At 73.7% G+C, this 17602-nt stretch carries 12 protein-coding genes; 10 read left to right on the top strand and 2 right to left on the bottom strand.

Annotated elements, in window-relative coordinates; all coding sequences use genetic code 11:
- The 4 genes from AB0L21_RS28230 to AB0L21_RS28215 all read left to right on the top strand — a co-directional run bounded on the left by AB0L21_RS28230 (position 1) and on the right by AB0L21_RS28215 (position 5867).
- A complete protein-coding gene (locus AB0L21_RS28230) occupies positions 1 to 2385 on the top strand; it encodes a molybdopterin cofactor-binding domain-containing protein (RefSeq protein ID WP_365787201.1) in 2385 nt (794 codons plus the stop codon).
- A gap of 154 nt (positions 2386 to 2539) precedes the next feature.
- Complete coding sequence (locus tag AB0L21_RS28225; protein WP_365707039.1) at positions 2540 to 3994, top strand: NCS2 family permease; 1455 nt, start codon at positions 2540 to 2542, stop codon at positions 3992 to 3994.
- A gap of 39 nt (positions 3995 to 4033) precedes the next feature.
- Positions 4034 to 5185: an XdhC/CoxI family protein gene (locus tag AB0L21_RS28220; RefSeq protein ID WP_365707041.1), complete on the top strand. Its 1152-nt coding sequence runs from the start codon at positions 4034 to 4036 to the stop codon at positions 5183 to 5185.
- A 43-nt stretch (positions 5186 to 5228) separates the two neighbouring features.
- On the top strand, positions 5229 to 5867 hold the full coding sequence (locus AB0L21_RS28215; RefSeq protein ID WP_365707043.1) for a LysE family translocator: 639 nt from the start codon (positions 5229 to 5231) through the stop codon (positions 5865 to 5867).
- A 735-nt stretch (positions 5868 to 6602) separates the two neighbouring features.
- On the opposite strand, the gene AB0L21_RS28210 is transcribed toward AB0L21_RS28215, so the two are convergent.
- Positions 6603 to 7043 (bottom strand): SRPBCC family protein, encoded by a 441-nt coding sequence (locus AB0L21_RS28210; protein WP_365707045.1) that lies wholly within the window; start codon positions 7041 to 7043, stop codon positions 6603 to 6605.
- A 193-nt stretch (positions 7044 to 7236) separates the two neighbouring features.
- Between AB0L21_RS28210 and AB0L21_RS28205 the strand changes: the two genes are divergently transcribed.
- Positions 7237 to 8250 (top strand): DUF2278 family protein, encoded by a 1014-nt coding sequence (locus tag AB0L21_RS28205; protein WP_365707047.1) that lies wholly within the window; start codon positions 7237 to 7239, stop codon positions 8248 to 8250.
- Between the two features lie 13 nt (positions 8251 to 8263).
- Here AB0L21_RS28205 and AB0L21_RS28200 read toward each other — a convergent pair whose 3' ends face one another.
- Positions 8264 to 9031, bottom strand: coding sequence for a polysaccharide deacetylase family protein (locus tag AB0L21_RS28200; RefSeq protein WP_365707165.1), 768 nt, complete (start codon positions 9029 to 9031; stop codon positions 8264 to 8266).
- Positions 9032 to 9210: 179 nt separating this feature from the next.
- On the opposite strand from AB0L21_RS28200, the gene AB0L21_RS28195 reads away from it, so the two are divergent.
- The 5 genes from AB0L21_RS28195 (at position 9211) to AB0L21_RS28175 (ending at position 17275) form a co-directional block, all read left to right on the top strand.
- Positions 9211 to 10902, top strand: a complete 1692-nt coding sequence (locus tag AB0L21_RS28195) for a trypsin-like peptidase domain-containing protein (protein ID WP_365787199.1) — start codon at positions 9211 to 9213, stop codon at positions 10900 to 10902.
- On the top strand, positions 10899 to 13166 hold the full coding sequence (locus AB0L21_RS28190) for a tetratricopeptide repeat protein (RefSeq protein WP_365787196.1): 2268 nt from the start codon (positions 10899 to 10901) through the stop codon (positions 13164 to 13166). Before AB0L21_RS28195 ends, AB0L21_RS28190 begins: the two co-directional genes overlap by 4 nt.
- A gap of 73 nt (positions 13167 to 13239) precedes the next feature.
- Positions 13240 to 14874, top strand: coding sequence for a VWA domain-containing protein (locus AB0L21_RS28185; protein WP_365707053.1), 1635 nt, complete (start codon positions 13240 to 13242; stop codon positions 14872 to 14874).
- Positions 14871 to 15959 carry a hypothetical protein gene (locus AB0L21_RS28180; RefSeq protein WP_365787194.1) on the top strand — a complete coding sequence of 363 codons (1089 nt, stop codon included), beginning with the start codon at positions 14871 to 14873 and terminating at the stop codon, positions 15957 to 15959. The genes AB0L21_RS28185 and AB0L21_RS28180 overlap by 4 nt, the downstream gene beginning before the upstream one ends.
- Entirely contained in the window at positions 15956 to 17275 is a 1320-nt protein-coding gene (locus AB0L21_RS28175) for an ABC transporter substrate-binding protein (protein ID WP_365787192.1), read from the top strand. The genes AB0L21_RS28180 and AB0L21_RS28175 overlap by 4 nt, the downstream gene beginning before the upstream one ends.
- Positions 17276 to 17602 lie beyond the last annotated feature (327 nt).

Below are 17602 nucleotides of genomic sequence, written 5' to 3'. Positions count from 1 at the left end.
ATGCCGGCCAACGGTGCACCCACCAAGATCACCCAGGGTTCGCAGACCAGGGGCGGCATCGGCGAGTCCACGCTCCGCCCGGACGGCACCCTCAAGGTCACCGGCGAGTTCGCGTACTCGTCCGACATGTGGCACGAGGACATGCTCTGGGGCCAGATCCTGCGCTCCACCGTCGCACACGCCGAGATCGTCTCGATCGACACCTCCGAGGCCCTCGCCATGCCGGGCGTGTACGCCGTCATGACGTACGACGACCTGCCCACCGAGGTGAAGAACTACGGCCTGGAGATCCAGGACACCCCGGTCCTCGCGCACGGCAAGGTGCGCCACCACGGCGAGCCGGTCGCCATCGTCGCCGCCCACCACCCGGAGACGGCCCGCCGCGCCGCCGCCAAGATCAAGGTGGACTACAGGGAACTGCCCGTCATCACCGACGAGGCCTCCGCGACCGCCCCGGACGCGATCCTCGTCCACGAGAACCGCGCCGACCACCACGCCGGGCACGTCCCGCACCCGAACATCGTGCACCGCCAGCCGATCGTCCGCGGCAACGTGGAGGAGGCCCGCAGGCGGGCCGACGTGATCGTGGAGGGCGAGTACACCTTCGGCATGCAGGACCAGGCCTTCCTCGGCCCCGAGTCCGGCCTCGCCGTGCCCGAGGAGGACGGCGGCGTCCACCTCTACATCGCCACCCAGTGGCTCCACTCCGACCTGCGCCAGATCGCGCCCGTCCTCGGCCTGCCCGAGGAGAAGGTGCGCATGACGCTGGCCGGCGTCGGCGGCGCCTTCGGCGGCCGCGAGGACCTCTCGATGCAGATCCACGCCTGCCTGCTGGCGCTGCGCACCGGCAAGCCGGTGAAGATCGTCTACAACCGGTTCGAGTCCTTCTTCGGACACGTCCACCGCCACCCGGCCAAGCTGTACTACGAGCACGGGGCCACGCGCGACGGCAAGCTGACCCACATGAAGTGCCGGATCGTCCTGGACGGCGGCGCCTACGCCTCCGCCTCCCCGGCGGTCGTCGGCAACGCCTCCTCGCTGAGCGTCGGCCCGTACGTCATCGACGACGTCGACATCGAGGCCATCGCCCTCTACACCAACAACCCGCCCTGCGGCGCCATGCGCGGCTTCGGCGCGGTCCAGGCGTGCTTCGCCTACGAGGCGCAGATGGACAAGCTGGCGAAGAGACTCGGCATGGACCCGGTGGAGTTCCGGCAGCTCAACGCCATGGAGCAGGGCACCGTCATGCCGACCGGGCAGCCGGTCGACTCCCCGGCGCCGGTCGCCGAACTCCTGCGCCGCGTCAAGGCGATGCCGATGCCGCCGGAGCGCCAGTGGGAGTCCAGCGAGGGCGCCGACGTACGGCAGCTGCCCGGCGGACTGTCCAACACCACCCACGGCGAAGGCGTCGTACGCGGGGTCGGCTACGCGGTCGGCATCAAGAACGTCGGCTTCTCCGAAGGCTTCGACGACTACTCCACCGCCAGGGTGCGCATGGAGGTCGTGGGCGGTGAGCCCGTCGCCACCGTGCACACCGCGATGGCGGAGGTCGGCCAGGGCGGTGTCACCGTCCACGCGCAGATCGCCCGCACCGAGCTGGGCGTCGCACAGGTGACGATCCACCCGGCGGACACCCGGGTGGGCTCGGCCGGTTCGACATCGGCCTCCCGGCAGACGTACGTCACCGGCGGCGCCGTCAAGAACGCCTGCGAGCTGGTCCGCGAGAAGGTCCTGGAGATCGGCCGGCGCAAGTTCGGCTCCTACCACCCCGCTTGGGCCACGGCGGAGCTGCTGCTGGAGGGCGGCAAGGTCGTCACCGACGGCGGCGAGGTCCTCGCCGACCTGGCCGACGTCCTCGAAGGCGAGGCCGTGGAGGTCGAGGAGGAGTGGCGGCACCGGCCGACCGAGCCCTTCGACCTGCGCACCGGCCAGGGCAACGGACACGTCCAGTACTCCTTCGCCGCCCACCGCGCGGTCGTCGAGGTCGACACCGAACTCGGCCTGGTCAAGGTCATCGAACTGGCCTGCGCCCAGGACGTCGGCAAGGCCCTCAACCCGCTCTCCGTCATCGGCCAGATCCAGGGCGGTACGACCCAGGGCCTGGGCGTGGCCGTGATGGAGGAGATCATCGTCGACCCGAAGACCGCGAAGGTCCAGAACCCCTCCTTCACGGACTACCTGATCCCCACCATCCTCGACACGCCGGCCATCCCGGTCGACGTGCTCGAACTCGCCGACGAGCACGCCCCGTACGGGCTGCGCGGCATCGGCGAGGCCCCGACCCTGTCGTCCACCCCGGCCGTCCTCGCGGCGATCCGGAACGCGACCGGGCTGGAGCTCAACCGCACGCCGGTGCGGCCCGAGCACCTGACGGGGACCGCGTAGCCCTTCGGGGACACGACCGGTGCTCTCCCGGGGGGACTCCGTCCCCCCAACCCCCACTGTTCGTCTCGGGCCGTCCCCCGGGTCGTCCTTCCCAAAGCCCGCGCATGGCCGAAGGCATGACACGGGTGCCCCTATGAACCTTGGGAGTTGGCCCATGACCCAGTCAGTGGAGCCCAGGACCGCAGCCGAGGACGCCGGCGAAGGCAGCCGCGTCCCGGCCGGGCGGTCCTGGCTCGACCGGTACTTCCACATATCCAGAAGAGGATCCACGGTCGCGCGTGAGGTGCGCGGCGGCATCACCACCTTCATGGCGATGGCCTACATCCTCCTGCTCAACCCCCTCATCCTGTCCGGTAAGGACGCGGCGGGGGACACGCTCGGCCAGAAGGCGCTGATCACCGCGACCGCGTTCGCGGCGGCCTTCACCACGCTGCTGATGGGTCTCGCCGGCAAGGTGCCGCTCGCCCTCGCCGCCGGCCTCTCCGTCTCCGGCGTGCTGTCCTCGCAGGTCGCCCCCGTCATGACCTGGCCGCAGGCCATGGGCATGTGCGTGCTGTACGGCGTGGTCATCATGCTGCTGGTCGTCACCGGCCTGCGCGAGATGATCATGAACGCGATCCCGCTCGCGCTCAAGCACGGCATCACCATGGGCATCGGCCTGTTCATCGCCCTCATCGGCTTCTACAAGTCCGGCTTCGTGCACCAGGGCAAGGCCACCCCGCTCACCCTCGGCCCCGCCGGTGAACTCGCCGGCTGGCCGGTGCTGCTCTTCGCCGGCACCCTGCTGCTGATCTTCATGCTCCAGGCCCGGAACGTCCCCGGCGCCATCCTCATCGGCATCGTCTCCGGCACGGTCGTCGCCGCCGTCCTCAACGGCCTCGGTGTCATCGGCGCGGGCCAGTGGGCGGGCGGCGCCCCCCGACTGCACGGCGGCGCCGTCTCGATGCCCGACTTCTCACTCTTCGGGAACGTCGAGTTCGGCGGCTGGGGCCAGGTCGGCGCGATGACGATCGGCATGATCGTCTTCACCCTGGTGCTCGCCGGCTTCTTCGACGCGATGGCCACCATCATCGGCGTCGGCACCGAGGCCGGACTGGCCGACGACAAGGGACGGATGCCGGGCCTGTCCAAGGCGCTGTTCATCGACGGCGCCGGCGGCGCGATCGGCGGTGTGGCGGGCGGCTCCGGCCAGACCGTGTTCATCGAGTCGGCGACGGGCGTCGGCGAGGGAGCCCGCACGGGTCTCGCCTCCGTCGTCACCGGCCTGTTCTTCGCGGCCTGCCTGTTCTTCACCCCGGTCACCGCGATCGTGCCGCAGGAGGTCGCCTCCGCCGCGCTGGTCGTCATCGGCGCCATGATGCTGATGAACGCCCGGCACGTGGACTGGGCCGACCGCGCGACCGCGATCCCGGTCTTCCTGACCGTCGTCCTCATGCCGTTCACGTACACCATCACCACCGGTGTCGCCGCGGGCGTCGTCTCCTACGCCGTCATCAAGGCGGCCCAGGGCAAGGCCCGCGAGATCGGTGCCTTCATGTGGGGCCTGACGGTCGTCTTCCTGGTCTACTTCGCCCTCCACCCCATCGAGGCCTGGCTGGGCGTCCACTAGCCGTCCTCATACCTCCCACCCTCTCAAGGAGACCGACAGATGCTGGACATCGCCGAGGAGCTGAACCGGTGGGTCGAGCAGGGCCGTGACTTCGCCGTCGCCACCGTGGTGGCCGTCGGCGGCAGCGCCCCGCGCCAGCCCGGCGCCGCCCTCGCGGTGGACGCCGACGGCACGGCGATCGGCTCGGTCTCCGGCGGGTGCGTGGAGGGCGCCGTGTACGAGCTGTGCCAACAGGCGCTGGAGGACGGCCACACCGTCCTCGAACGCTTCGGGTACAGCGACGAGGATGCCTTCGCGGTCGGCCTGACCTGTGGCGGTGTCATCGACATCCTCGTCACGCCGGTCAGGGCGGACGGTCCCGCCCGGCCGGTGTTCGCGACCGCGCTGGCCGCCGCCGCCCGAGGGGAGGCGGCGGCGGTCGCGCGGATCGCCGAGGGGCCCGCCGAGCTGCGGGGGCGGGCCCTCCTGGTCCGGCCCGACGGGTCGTACGACGGCGGCTTCGGCGCCCACCCCGAGCTGGACCGCACGGTCGCCGCCGAGGCCGGCGCCTTCCTGGACACGGGCCGCACCGGCACCCTGGAGATCGGCGCACAGGGCTCGCGCTGCGGCGCCCCGCTCACGGTCCTGGTGGAATCCTCCGTCCCCGCCCCCCGGATGATCGTCTTCGGCGCGATCGACTTCGCGTCGGCGCTGGTCCGGATCGGCAGGTTCCTCGGCTATCACGTCACCGTGTGCGACGCCCGGCCGGTGTTCGCGACGCGGGCCCGCTTCCCCGAGGCCGACGAGATCGTCGTCGAGTGGCCCCACAGGTACCTGGAGCGCACCGAGGTCGACGGCCGTACCGTCCTGTGCGTCCTCACCCACGACGCCAAGTTCGACGTACCGCTGCTGAAGCTGGCGCTGCGGCTGCCGGTCGCCTACGTCGGCGCGATGGGCTCCCGCCGTACCCACCTGGACCGCGACGAGCGGCTGCGCGCGGTCGGCGTCACCGAGCTGGAGCTGGCCCGGCTGCGCTCCCCGATCGGCCTGGACCTCGGCGCCCGCACACCGGAGGAGACGGCGCTGTCCATCGCGGCGGAGATCGTCGCGAGCCGGCGCGGGGGCAGCGGGGTGTCGCTGACCGGCGCGCGCATCCCCATCCACCACGACACGGCCACGCGGCCGGAGGGGCGGATCGGGTCGGTGGCCTGAAAAGTGTTTGCCGACCGCCGTCGTCCCTGTGTTGCATGACGGCATGGTGTCCCCCGACCGTCTCGCGGCCTTCGCCGCCCTCTCCTTCCTGCTCATCATCGTCCCCGGCCCCAGCGTGCTGTTCGTGATCGGACGGGCCCTGGCCCACGGCCGCCGGGCCGCGCTGACCACCGTCGTCGGCAACACGCTCGGCGCGTACCTGCTCGTCGTCGCCGTGGCGTTCGGCATCGGGTCGGTCGTCGAGCGCTCGGTCCTCGTCTTCACCGCCCTGAAGCTCGCGGGCGCCGCGTATCTCGTGTACCTCGGCGTCAAGGCGTGGCGGCAGCGCGGCTCGCTGCGGGCCACGGTCACGGAGTCCGGCCCGGCGCGCGGCGGCCTGCGCACCCTGGGGGAGGGATTCGCGGTCGGCGTGGCCAACCCCAAGACGATGGTCTTCTTCGCCGCCGTGCTGCCCCAGTTCGTGGACCGCGAGCAGGGTCACGTCCCGGCGCAGATGCTGCTGCTCGGGCTCGTCTTCAACGCCATCGCGGTGATCTCCGACGCCGTCTGGGGCCTGGCCGCCTCAGCCGCCCGCGACTGGTTCGCCCGCTCCCCCCGCCGCCTGTCCGCGGTCGGCGGGACGGGCGGCCTGACCATGATCGGCCTGGGCGTGACGGTGGCCCTGACGGGCCGCAAGGACTGAGCGCCGCGGAGGCGCCCCGACCCACCGGCACCGACCCAGGTCACGCTCCCAGGCCGGCGCACGTCCGCCACGAGGGCCGACTCGAACGCGTTCCCGGCGGCCGGTCACGCCGGCTCCCGCCCGCCCGGTTGGCTCAAGCCCGTGTTCGCGGTCGGCTCGCGTGCGTGCGAGCGGGGGCCAGGCCCGCAGTGCTGGTCGGCTCGGCAGGCTCGGGCGGTGGGCTCACGTGCGTGCCCGAGCGGGGGGCCACGCCGGCCGTGACGGTCGGCTGACGCATCCCCGAGCGGGGGGCCGCGCCGGCCGTGATGGTCGGCTCGCGTGTTCCGGCGCGCGGTACGCGTCTGCCTGTGCTGGTCGGCTGGGCAGGCTCGGGCGGTCGGCTGACGCGCGTGCCCGAGTGGGGGGGGCCAGGCCTGCGGTGCTGGTCGGCTGGGCAGGCTCGGGCGGTCGGCTCGCGCATCCCCGAGCGGGCCACGCCCGTCGTGACGGTGCGCTCGGCACGTTCAGGCAGTCGGCTCATCCGTTCCTGAGGCGCGCCCGGCGGTCGGCTCGGTTCGCTCGCTGTGGTTGCTCGCGCCGCCCAGTGGGCCGGGTTCCAGCTGGCTCACCTCGGTCCACGCGTCGGCCGGGCCGGGTACGTCCCGTGGGGCAGGGATCCCCACCCCACCGACGGGCGGTCAGGTCACCGCGTCCGTCGGCCGGCGCATGCCCGGCGCCCGACGCCCCGCCCCTCGCTCACCCGTGGCTCAGCAGACGGTTCGCCGCCCGGTCGAACAGCAGGCGGGAGGCTGACTTCAACGGGCCGTCGAAGGCTCGGGGGAGGAAGCGGACGCTCAGGTCCTCTCGCCATACCACCCGGCTGCGGCCCCCGAGGGCCGGGCGGACCTCGATCTCCGCCCAGCCGAGGATCAGCCGGCCGCGTTTCTCCAGGCGGCACAGGCCGGGCTCGTCGTCGGCCGGTGGGCGCCACACCGTCACCTCCATCACGTCGTCGAGGGCGAGCGGGCCGAGCCCCGACCGGGCCACGAAGCGGGTGCCCTCGCGGGTCGGCGGGGGTGTGAGCACCCTGATCCGGGTCAGCGGGACCGCGCCGGCGTGGCGCGGCCAGTCCGTGAGCCGCCGCCACGCCTCGCCGGGCGGGAGCGGGACCGTACGTTCGAGGGAGAAGGCGGGCACGACACGATCGTAGGCAAGGGACGCCGGTCACCCGCGCGTTCACCCGCCGTCCCGCCCCGCTCGCGTAGCAGGTGTCCGTGAGGGGTCGTATTCTGAAACAGTGGGTGCGCGGGGCGGCGCCACGGGGATCCTGCTTCTACGCTTCCTGCCACGGGCCGGCCGACCGGCCCGTCGTACGGGGGAGTTGGTCGCCATGCCGGTGAAGAACTACGGCGTTCTGATCGCCCGCGTCGTCGAGACACGGCGCGAGGGCGCGCGGGAGACACCGCACTACCAGATCCACCTCACGGACGACCACGGCACGCACTACCGGGCCGCGGTCAACGTGCTCTCCCAGGAGCACCCTTCCGAACTGCTCTACCTCGTCGCCGACGACTTCCGGCACCCGCTGACCGCCGCCCTGGAGGGTCTGCCCGGCGGCTGGAACACCCTGCCGGCCGGTCCCGGCGGCCCGACTCTCGACTTCGTGCGCGGCAACCTCTTCGACCCCGCCGGGATGCGGTCGCTCCCGCCGGACGTCGAGGGACCGGACAACGACCTCGCCGACCTCCTCGACCACTACGTGCAGCGCGCGGTGGCGGACCCGGAGTCGCGGGCGTACGTCTTCGGCTCCCGCTTCGGCCCCGAACCCGCCGTGAAGGACAAGGTGTTCGGCTTCCTGCCCGGCAACGGCGTGCACGACGTCCACATGAACCAGGGCAACAGCCGCCGTTTCAGGGGCGACGACGGCGTGTGGCAGGACGGCGGACTTCTGCTGCGCTTCCCCGCGCAGTCCCGCTGGGTCGGCATCTTCCTGGCCTTCCAGAGCCAGTCCTGGCACACCGACGACACCACCGGGCACACCCTGGAGGACGTCGAGGGCACCCGGCCCACGACCGGCGCGCGGCCCGTGATGATCGTCGCGGCGATGGTCAACCCGAAGGGCCCCGCTCCCGAGGCGGAGACCGTGACCCTCCTCAACGCCTCGCCGCAGCCCGTGGACCTGACCGGCTGGCGGATCGTCAGCCGCCTCGGCCACGGCTCACCGGTCCCGGCCACGGCCCCGCTCACGCCCGGCGGCTGCCTGACCGTGCCGCTCACCGCGGAGACCCCACTCGGCAACCAGGGTGGCGAGATCACGCTCCTCGACGCGGCCGGCCTGAAGGTCCACGGCGTCTCCTACACCGCCGAACACGCCTCCCGCGAGGGCTGGTCGGTGGTGTTCTGAGCCGCGGGGGAGGCTACGGGCGGTACACCTCGCCGGGCTCGGCCCTGCCGGGCGCCAGCAGCTGAGGGACGGTCACGAAGACGTAGCCGCGCGCCTTCAGCGCGTCGATGATGCCGGGCACGGCCGGCACGGTCCCGTGGTAGATGTCGTGCAGCAGGATGATCCCGTCCCGGGACGACTGGTCGAGGACCCGCTTGGTGATCAGCGCCGAGTCGTTGGTCGTGTAGTCCTTGGCGGTCACGCTCCACAGCACCTCCGCCAGGCCCAGCTCCTTGCAGATCTTGTGCACGTCGGCGTCGGTCCGGCCCTGCGGCGGGCGCATCAGGGTCGGCTTGTGCCCGGTGAGCCGCTCGATCGCCTCGTTGGGCCGGGTCAGCTCCTCACGTATCTCCTTGTCCGATATCCGGGTGAGGATCTTGTGGTCCCAGGTGTGGCTCGCGACCTCGTGGCCCTCCGCCGCCATCCGCTCGACCAGCTCCGGGTACTTCTCGATGTGCCGCTTGCCGAGCAGGAAGAAGGTGGCCGGGACCTTCTTCTCCTTGAGGATGTCGAGCAGCCGCGCCGAGTTCTCGCTGGGCCCCGCGTCGAAGGTGAGCGCGATGCACTTGGCCTGGCGGCAGTCGACGGTCCCGAACCGGGCCGGCGCCCCGTGCGCCGCCTCGGCGCGGGCGGTGCTCGGGGCGGTCGTGTCGACCTGGGCGCAGCCGGACAGGGTGAGCGCCAGGCAGGCGGCGGCGGACGCGAGCGCCCAGCCGCGCAACCTTCGGCGCGTTCCGCGCATCTTCCTGTGCGCGTCACTGGTCGCGTGCATCGGCGTCGAGATCGTGTCGGTCGTCAGAGGCATGCCCGGACTATACACCGTGTGTATAGTGCACTCGTTCGAGTCCGGTTGTCCGGCTTCCGCAACGACCCCGTGCACACCAGTAGTACCGGGCGGGTACGCGGAGTAACCTCAGGACCATGACGCGCACGGGGGAGCGAGTCGTCGCATCGCGCTTACGGACACCGTCCTGGATCGCGCGCATCGAGACACCGGACGGCCGGGTCCTGGGCGCGGGCGTGCTGCTCGCCCCCGAGCGGGTCCTCACCGCCGCACACGTCGTCAGGGCCGGCCACCGCTACACCGTCCGCCTGGTCGGCGTCCCCGGCCTGGCCGCCGTAGCCGCCACCGTCCGCCCGGACGAACACGTCCCCCAGAGCGAGGACGCCTTCGGCGACCGCAGCGGCGACCTGGCCCTGCTGCGCCTGGCCGCACCACTGCCCGCCGAGCACACCACCCGGCTCTACCGGCTCGCCGCCCCCCACGGTCCCGTCAGCATGTACGGATTTCCGCGCGGCGACGACGGCGGGCGCTGGCACGGCGCCACCCTGGTCGCCGCGCGCGGCCGGGACAGCCAGGTGCAACTGCGCCCGATCACCCCCGAAGAACTCGCCGACGACGGCTTCAGCGGCGGCGGTGTCGTCGACCACGCCACCGACCAGGTCATCGGCATCGTCCTGAGCGTGGACGAGGGCCCGGGCTCCGCCTTCAGCTACATGAGCCCCACCGAGACCATCCTCAGCCATCTGCCGCAGGTCGCCGCCTGGACCGACGGCGCCGAGGCCGTCGACCCCCGGCTGCGCACCGGCACCGGCGCCGCCGCCGGCCGGCTCGACGTCGCGTTCGCCACCGAACTCGCCTCCTGGTTCCGCGGGGAGGGCTGGCCGGTGCTCGTCACCGTCGTCCCCGCGCGCGGCGACCGCGCCTGGACCCTGCAACGGGCCGTCACCCTCGCCGACCGCGAGCTGCGCACCCACCGCAACACCAGCGCCGTCAGCCATGATCCGCCCGAGACCGTGCCCCCGGCCGGCGCGCAGGACCTCGCCCTGGACGTCAAGGGACTGACGGCCGCGGAGGTCATGGACCGGATCGCCGAACGCCTCGGTATCCGCGACGACCCCCGCCCCGAACGGCTCGGCACCCTGCGCCTCCCGCTCGCCGCCGTCCTGGTCGCCGTCGACGAGGCCGCCGAACCCGACGTCCTGCTCGGCCTGCTGGACCGGCTCGCCCGGCAGGGCGCACGGCTGCTGCTGGTGTTCCGCGGCCCGGGCGAACGGGCCGAGCAGGCCGCCGAGTTCCTCGTGCACCGGCCGCTGCGCGAGCGCTGGGCCCGCCTGCACACCGAACTCGACCGGATCACCGACGAGTTGGGGCCCGCGCTCGACGCCCGCCGGGACCGCGTACTGCCCCCGCCCGGCGCCCGGCAGCTGCTCGACCGGGCCGAGGCCGGCGTGCGGCGCAGCCGGATGCTGCGCGCCTGGATCGACCACGCCCCCGCCCAGGAACGCGAACCCGCGCGCGCCGGACTGCTGTTCACCTTCGAGGACGCCGTCGGCCGCCGCCGGCGCCGCCTGGAGAAGGCCGTCGGCCTGCTCGACGCCCGGCTGCGCCGCCGCGAGGAACTCCTCGGCCGCGTCGGCGCCGAGTGGCCACTGTGCCGGCAGCGGGCCGCCGCGCAGGGCGACCGGGTCGTGGCGGCGTACCGGCTCTACGAACAGGCCGTCTCGCTGCTGCGGCAGACCCCCTGCGACATCGAGCGGGCCGAGGCCGCCGTCGAGCGGTTCGTCGGCTTCTGCTCCGCCACCACACCCGGTGAGGAGGGCGCCTCGTGACCTCGTGCATCCGGCCCGGCTGCGCGGGCCGCATCATGGGCACCGGCTACTGCGACACCTGCGGCCACCGGCACGCCGAACCGCGTACCGCACCGCCGGCCCGGCCCCCGGCCGGCACCGCCGAGGAGCCCGAGCCCCCCGGCCCGGCGGCCGTGCACGCCGTCGCCGGCATCGGCGAACTCGACCAGCACGGACTGGTCGTCCTGCCCGAGGTCCCCGTCCCCGACGACGTCCTCGTCGAGGACCCGCGACCGCCCACCGGAGGCCGCCGGTGCGGCGCGAACGGCTGCACCATGACCATCGGCATCGGCTACGGCGGCCAGCCCGCCCGCGACACCGGCCGCTGCCCCCGCTGCGGCACGCCCTACTCCTTCCGGCCACAGCTCACCAGGGGCGACATCGTCGCCGACCACTACAAGGTCCTCGGCTGCCTCGCCCACGGCGGCCTCGGCTGGGTGTACCTCGCCGAGGACACCCGCGCCGACGGCCACCGGGTCGTCCTCAAGGGCCAGATCAACGTCCACGACGCCCTCGCCCGCCGCACCGCCGTCGAGGAGCGCCGCTCGCTGACCGACCTGCACCACCCCGACATCGTCCGCATCATCACCTACGCCGAACACCGGGCCCCCGGCCGCTCACCCACCGGCTACCTGGTCATGGACTACATCGGCGGACGCTCCCTGCAACAGCTCCTCGACGCCGACGACGCCGAGCGGATCTTCCACGGCCGCCCCCGGCTGGACCACGTCCTCACCTACGGCTGCAAGATCCTCGGCGCCCTCCAGTACATGCACGAACGCGGGCTGCTCTACTGCGACATGAAGCCCGCCAACGTCATCCACTTCGGCCGGGCCATCAAGGTCATCGACCTCGGCGCCGTCCGCGCCATCGGCGACCGCACCTCCGCCTACGTCCACACGGCCGGCTTCGCCCCGCCCCAGGAGGAGATCGACCGGCGCGGCTGGCACGTCGACAGCGACCTCTACACCGTCGGCATGACGCTCCAGGCCCTGGCCCGGAACACCGAACCCGCCCGCGGCCTCGCCCCCGACTCCTTCCGCCGCCTCATCGCCCGCGCCACCCACGCCGAACCCCGCGCCCGGTTCCGATCCGCCGCCGAGATGTCCCGCCAACTGTGGGAAGTGCTCCGCGAGTTCCGCTCGCTCCAGTTCGGCGAGCAGCTGCCGGAGAGCTCCACGCGGTTCCGCGCGACCGGCGCCAGCCTCGACGCCGGACTCGGCGCCATCCCCGCCCTGGACCACTGGACCACCCGCCCCGGCGAGCAGCCCGCGGGCCTGGACGTCTCCCCGCCCGCCGCCGCCGAGGTGGCCGGCGCCCTGCCCGAGCCGCTGCCCGACCCCGACGACGGCGCCGCCCTGCTCCTGGACACCTTCCCGCCCGACGCCCCCGACCGGGTCGCCCGGCAGTGGCCCCGCGAATCCCGCCTCGGCACCCCCGAGACCGCGCTGTGGCTGTGCCGCGCCTACCTCAGAAAGGGCGAGCAGCAGGCGGCGGAGAGCTGGCTCGCCGAGGCCGAGACCCAGCTCGGCGAACGCGCTGAACACGACTGGCGCATCGCCTGGCACCACGGCGTGCTGCACCTCAGCAAGGGCGAGGTGGAGCTGGCCGGCGCCCGCTTCGACGCCGTCTACCGGGCCCTGCCCGGCGAGTACGTGCCCAAACTCGCCCTCGGCTACTGCGCGGAACACGCCGGCTCCGCGCCCACGGGCGGCGGGCGCCCCGCACGGGCCATGCGGTACTACGAAGCCGTCTGGAAACGGGACTCCGCGCACACCGCCGCCGCGTTCGGCCTGGCCCGCGGTCACCTGGCCGGCGGGGACCGGGACGCCGCCGTCCACGTCCTCGACGAGGTGCCCGCCACCTCCCGGCACCACGACGCCGCCCGCATCGCGGCCGTCCGCGTCCGCGCCGGCATCCTGCACGGCAACCCGCCCACCCCGGCCGGCCTGCGGGACGCTGTCCGGCGGCTGCCCGAACTGCGCCTGGACGGTGGCGCGGCGGCCGGGGAGTCCCGGGCCCGGCTGGTCGCCGAGGTCCGCGAGAACGCCCTGCACAGCCGGCCGGCCCAGGGCTGGGGACCGGACTTCCCCGCCGGGGACCTCCTCGGACCCGGGGACGAGGACAGCCTGCGCACCCGGCTGGAGCACTCCTTCCGGCAACTGGCCGCGCAGGCCCGCACCGCCGGCGCACACGGCCGGCTCCTCGACCTGGCCCACGCGGTCCGGCCGATGACCACGTTCTGACCCCCGTACGGCCCTCCGGGAGCACGACGCCCGGAGGAGACAACCCTTCTGGACCACTTGGGAAGAGGCAGCGATGACCGTGGCCGAGGAGACCGAGGTGACGCTCGCGGTCGGCCAGCAGAAGGAACTGCCGGTCGCGCCGGACCCCGCCGGGCGGCACCCCGACCCGGAGATGCACGCCATCCTGGAGATCGGGGTCAGGAGCCGGGGCCGCCCGGGACGCCCCGGTGCGCCCGCGCCCGGCACCGGGCCCGCGCTCGCCGAGGTGCTGATCGTCGACACCTCCCGCTCGATGCTCCACCCCGCCGCCAAACTGCACGCGGCCAAGGACGCCACCGTCGCCGCGGTCCGGATGCTGCCCGACGGCACCGCGTTCGCCGTGCTCTCCGGACGGTTCGACGCCACCCTCGTCCACCCCGGAGCCGGCAGCGCGGTGCTCGCCGTCGCCGGTCCCGGCGAACGCGAGGCCGCCGAACGCGCCGTGCGGATCCTGGACGCGGACGGCGGCACCGCCATCGGCACCTGGCTCGACCTCGCCCGGTGGCTGCTCAAGGACCATCCCGCCCCCGTGAAACACGTCCTGCTGCTCACCGACGGGCGCAACGAGCACGACCACCGGGCCGCCATGTCCCTGGACACCGCGCTCGACGCCTGCGAGGGCCGGTTCGTCTGCGACGCGTGGGGCATCGGCGACGACTGGGACGCCGAACTGCTGCTGCGCATCACCCGGCGGCTGCACGGCCGCGCCCGCGCCGTCCGCGCCGAGTCCGAACTGACCGCCGCCTACGAGGAGTTGGTGGCCGGGCTGCTCGGCACGGCGGTACCCGAGCTACGCATCCGGCTCACCCCAACCCCGGGCACGGTGATCCGTCAGGTGAAGCAGGTGGTGCCGAGCGAACAGGAACTGCCGCCCGTCCCGGCCGGCTCCGGCGGGCGCGGCGCGGAGTACGTCACCCGGGCCTGGGGCGACGAGGTACGGCACTTCCAGGTCGTCCTGACCGCCGACCCGACCGGCCGCGAGACCGGCGAGGACCTCCAGCTCGCCGCCGTGGAGATCGCCGTACCCGACTTCGGCCGGCCGGTACGGCTGCCCGCCCCGCAACCCATCCTGGTGCGCTGGACCGACAACCCGCTGGACGCCTCCCGGCAGCATCCCGGGGTCCGCCGGCACGAGCTGTACCAGCAGGCGAGCGCCGCCGTCGCCGGTGCCTACCGGGCCTGGCTGCGCGGCACGGACGGCCGTGACACCGCGGACCGGGAACTCGCCCGCGCGCTCGCGCTGGCCGCCGAACTGGGCGACGCCCAACTGCTCGGCGCCCTCCGGCTGATCGAGGCCGCACCGGGCACGGGCCGGATCCGGACCGGCCTGAAGGACGTCGACTGGCAGCACCTGATCCTCTCCAGCGCCCTGACGACGCCACCGGAACAGCCGGCGGCCACACCACCCCCGCCATCCCCGGCGGTGGGCTCGGGACAGGGGCGTGCCGCCGCGCGGAGCGCCGACGCCGCCGCGACCCCACCGGGCTCCGCCGCCCCACCCGGATCCGCCGCGCCGGAGGGAGCCACCCCGCCCGGATCCGCCGATCCGCCCCTCCCCGTCCGCCCCGACGGACTCGTCGAGTGTCCGGGCTGCAAGTGGCTCGGTCCGGCCGACTCCGTCTACTGCGGCGGCAAGTGCGGCCGGCTGCTGAGAGGGGCGCCCGCATGACCACCGGCAGAGGGACGACACCCGGCACCGCGACCGGCGCGCAGCCGACAGCCCCTTCCACCCCACGCCCCGCACGGGCCCGCCCCGCCGACCGCCGCGCCCCGGGCAGGGCGCCCCGCCGCCTCGCCCGCCCGCGGGTCCGGCTCCCCGGTACCGGGCCGCGCCCGGCGGACGGCGGCAGCACGACCGCCCATGACCTCGCCGTCCGTCACCGGCTGCTGCTGGCCCTGTCGGCCCTGCTCGCGCTGTCGCTGTTCGTGTCGTACCAGGGTGTGCACGGCGACGCGAACCCGCTGCGCACCTCCAGCGCCCCGGCCGTCCTGTCCCTGGACACCACGCTGTACGCACTCGGCCAGGCCGAGCGGGACGCCGGCGCGCCCGCCCCGACCAGCGACTTCCAGAAGCAGATCTCGGTCGCCGCGCAGAGCCTGTCGGCCGCCGCGGCGGACGACGGCGTGGGCGGGCCTGCGGGCCGGCAGGCCCTGCAGACGATCGCCGGGCTGATCACGGTCTACGCGGTCAAGGTCCAGCAGTCGCAGCATCAGCCCGACGGCAGCCTGTTGCGCGAGGCCTACCGCAGCTACGCGACCAGCATCCTGACGGAGAAGGGCACGGGCATACAGGACCGTCTGAAGGCGCTGCAACGGCAGCAGCGGGCGGCCGTGCACCGGCAGACCTCGTTCGGCCCGCTGCTGTGGCTGGCCTGGAGCGTCACCCTGCTGCTGGCCCTCGCCCTGGGCGCCGCGCTGCTGGAGACCCAGCTCTTCCTCCGCCGCCGCTTCCGGCGCCGGTACAACCGCCAACTCCTGGCCGCGCTGGCCCTGCTGGCGGTCGGTGTCGTCACCGCCGTGCTGTTCACCGTATGGACCCAGCAGGGGATGGCGGACACCCGGCACCTGCTCGACAGCCCGCTGCCCGGGCGGCTCATACCCGACGCGGGGCGGGACACCGCCTCGTACCTGGCGCACACCGGCTTCCGCGCGTCGGCGGCAGTGTGGATCCTGATAGGAGGCGTCCTGCTGATGGCACTGGCCGAGACGGGCCTGCGGAGGCACATCGACGACTACCGGTTCAGGCCCCGGTGAACGCGCACACCGGCGGCTCCGCGACAGCAGCCCCAGGAACCCGGTTCCGCCCCTCCCGCCGCCTGGTCCGCGTCCTCACGGTGGTGGCGAGCTGCCTGGCCGTGCTGGCGGCGGCCGTCGTGGTGGGCGTACGCGCCCTCGGGCAGGAGCCGACCGTCACCCTGCTGGCCAACTGGACCGGCGAGGACGAGAAGAACTTCCGGAAGGCGGTCATCGAGCCGTTCGAGCGGAAGCACCACATCCACGTCGACTACCAGGGCAGCAACGCCGAGAGCCAGGTGCTCGGCGCCGACGTCGAGGCCGGAACACCGCCCGACGTCGTGGTGCTCACCGGCCCCGGCGAACTCGCCGAGTACGCCCGGCAGAAACACCTCCTGCCGCTCGAAGACCTCGTGGACCGGGGCGACTTCGGTACCTCCTGGGCCATGCCGCTGGCGGACCGGCACGTGTACTGGTTCCCGCTCAAGGCCGACCTGAAGAGCATCGTCTGGTACCCGGCCGACGCCGCAGAGCAGGAGCGGAAGCAGGCGGCGCACCAGCCGGCCGCGTGGTGCGTCGGCATGGGCTCCGGCGCCACCAGCGGCTGGCCCGGCACCGACTGGATCGAGGACATCCTGCTGCAACGGTACGGCCCGGGCGTCTACGAGCAGTGGGCGCGCGGCAAACTGCGCTGGGGGTCGAAGCAGGTCAAGGCGGCCTGGACCACCTGGGGCGACCTGATCGGTGCGGGAGGCGACCCGGACCTCGTCCGGCGGGCCCTGAAGACCCCGTACGAGGCGGCGTCGCGGCCGGTCACCACGAGCCCGCGGGGCTGCACGCTGGAGCACCAGGCGTCGTTCATCCGGGGCCGCCAGCACGCCTGGAAGGACGTCGACGGCCGCTACGAGCCCTCCGCCCAGCTGCTCTTCGGCGCCCCCGCCAACCGCGCGTGGGAGGTCTCCGGGGACCTCGTCGCCCTGCTGCACGCCACCCCGGCGGCCGAGAAGCTGATCCGGTATCTGGCCTCCGCCGACGCCCAACGCGGCTGGAGCGCCCAGCAGTCCGGCTTCTCCGTCCACGCCGGCGTCCCGCCCGCCGGCGGCGCCGACCCGGACTGGCGCCGCTCCCTGGCGCTCACCCTCCGCGACAAGCGGGCCGTGCACTGCTTCGACGCCTCCGACGCGATGCCGCCCGCGGTACGGGACGCGTTCGGCGAGGCGGCGATCGAATTCCTCGCCCACCCCCGCCACTTGGAGGACCTCCTGCACTCCCTGGACACCCTCAGCGCCACCCCGGGCCTGACGTGGCTGCCGTCCGTGTGCGACCGCGCACCGTGAACGGCCGGCGCGCTGCCACGGCTGCGGTGGGCGTGCGACCGTACGCCGCGAAGTCGTCGGTCGCGGGTCGGTCGGTGTAGGGGCGACGCTCAGGGCCCGCGTCCCGCTGCCGGCCGACGGTTTCCTGGCCGGTCCGTGGAAGCTCGACGGCGGCACCCTCGTCACCCTCCTCCCGCCGCGCCCATGCACCCGGGCGCCGCGTACGACATCCGGTTCGGCGACGTCGTACGGCGGTGAGGGCGCCGGCCGACGGGACCGGAACGCATGGAGAGGGGGCGTTGCGGGGCGGCGGGGGGGGGGGGCCCACCCCCCCCGCCGGGACCCCCG

The sequence above is a fragment of the Streptomyces sp. NPDC052721 genome, from assembly GCF_040678315.1.
Lineage (GTDB): Bacteria > Actinomycetota > Actinomycetes > Streptomycetales > Streptomycetaceae > Streptomyces.
This window is presented reverse-complemented; position numbering and strand designations above follow the sequence as displayed.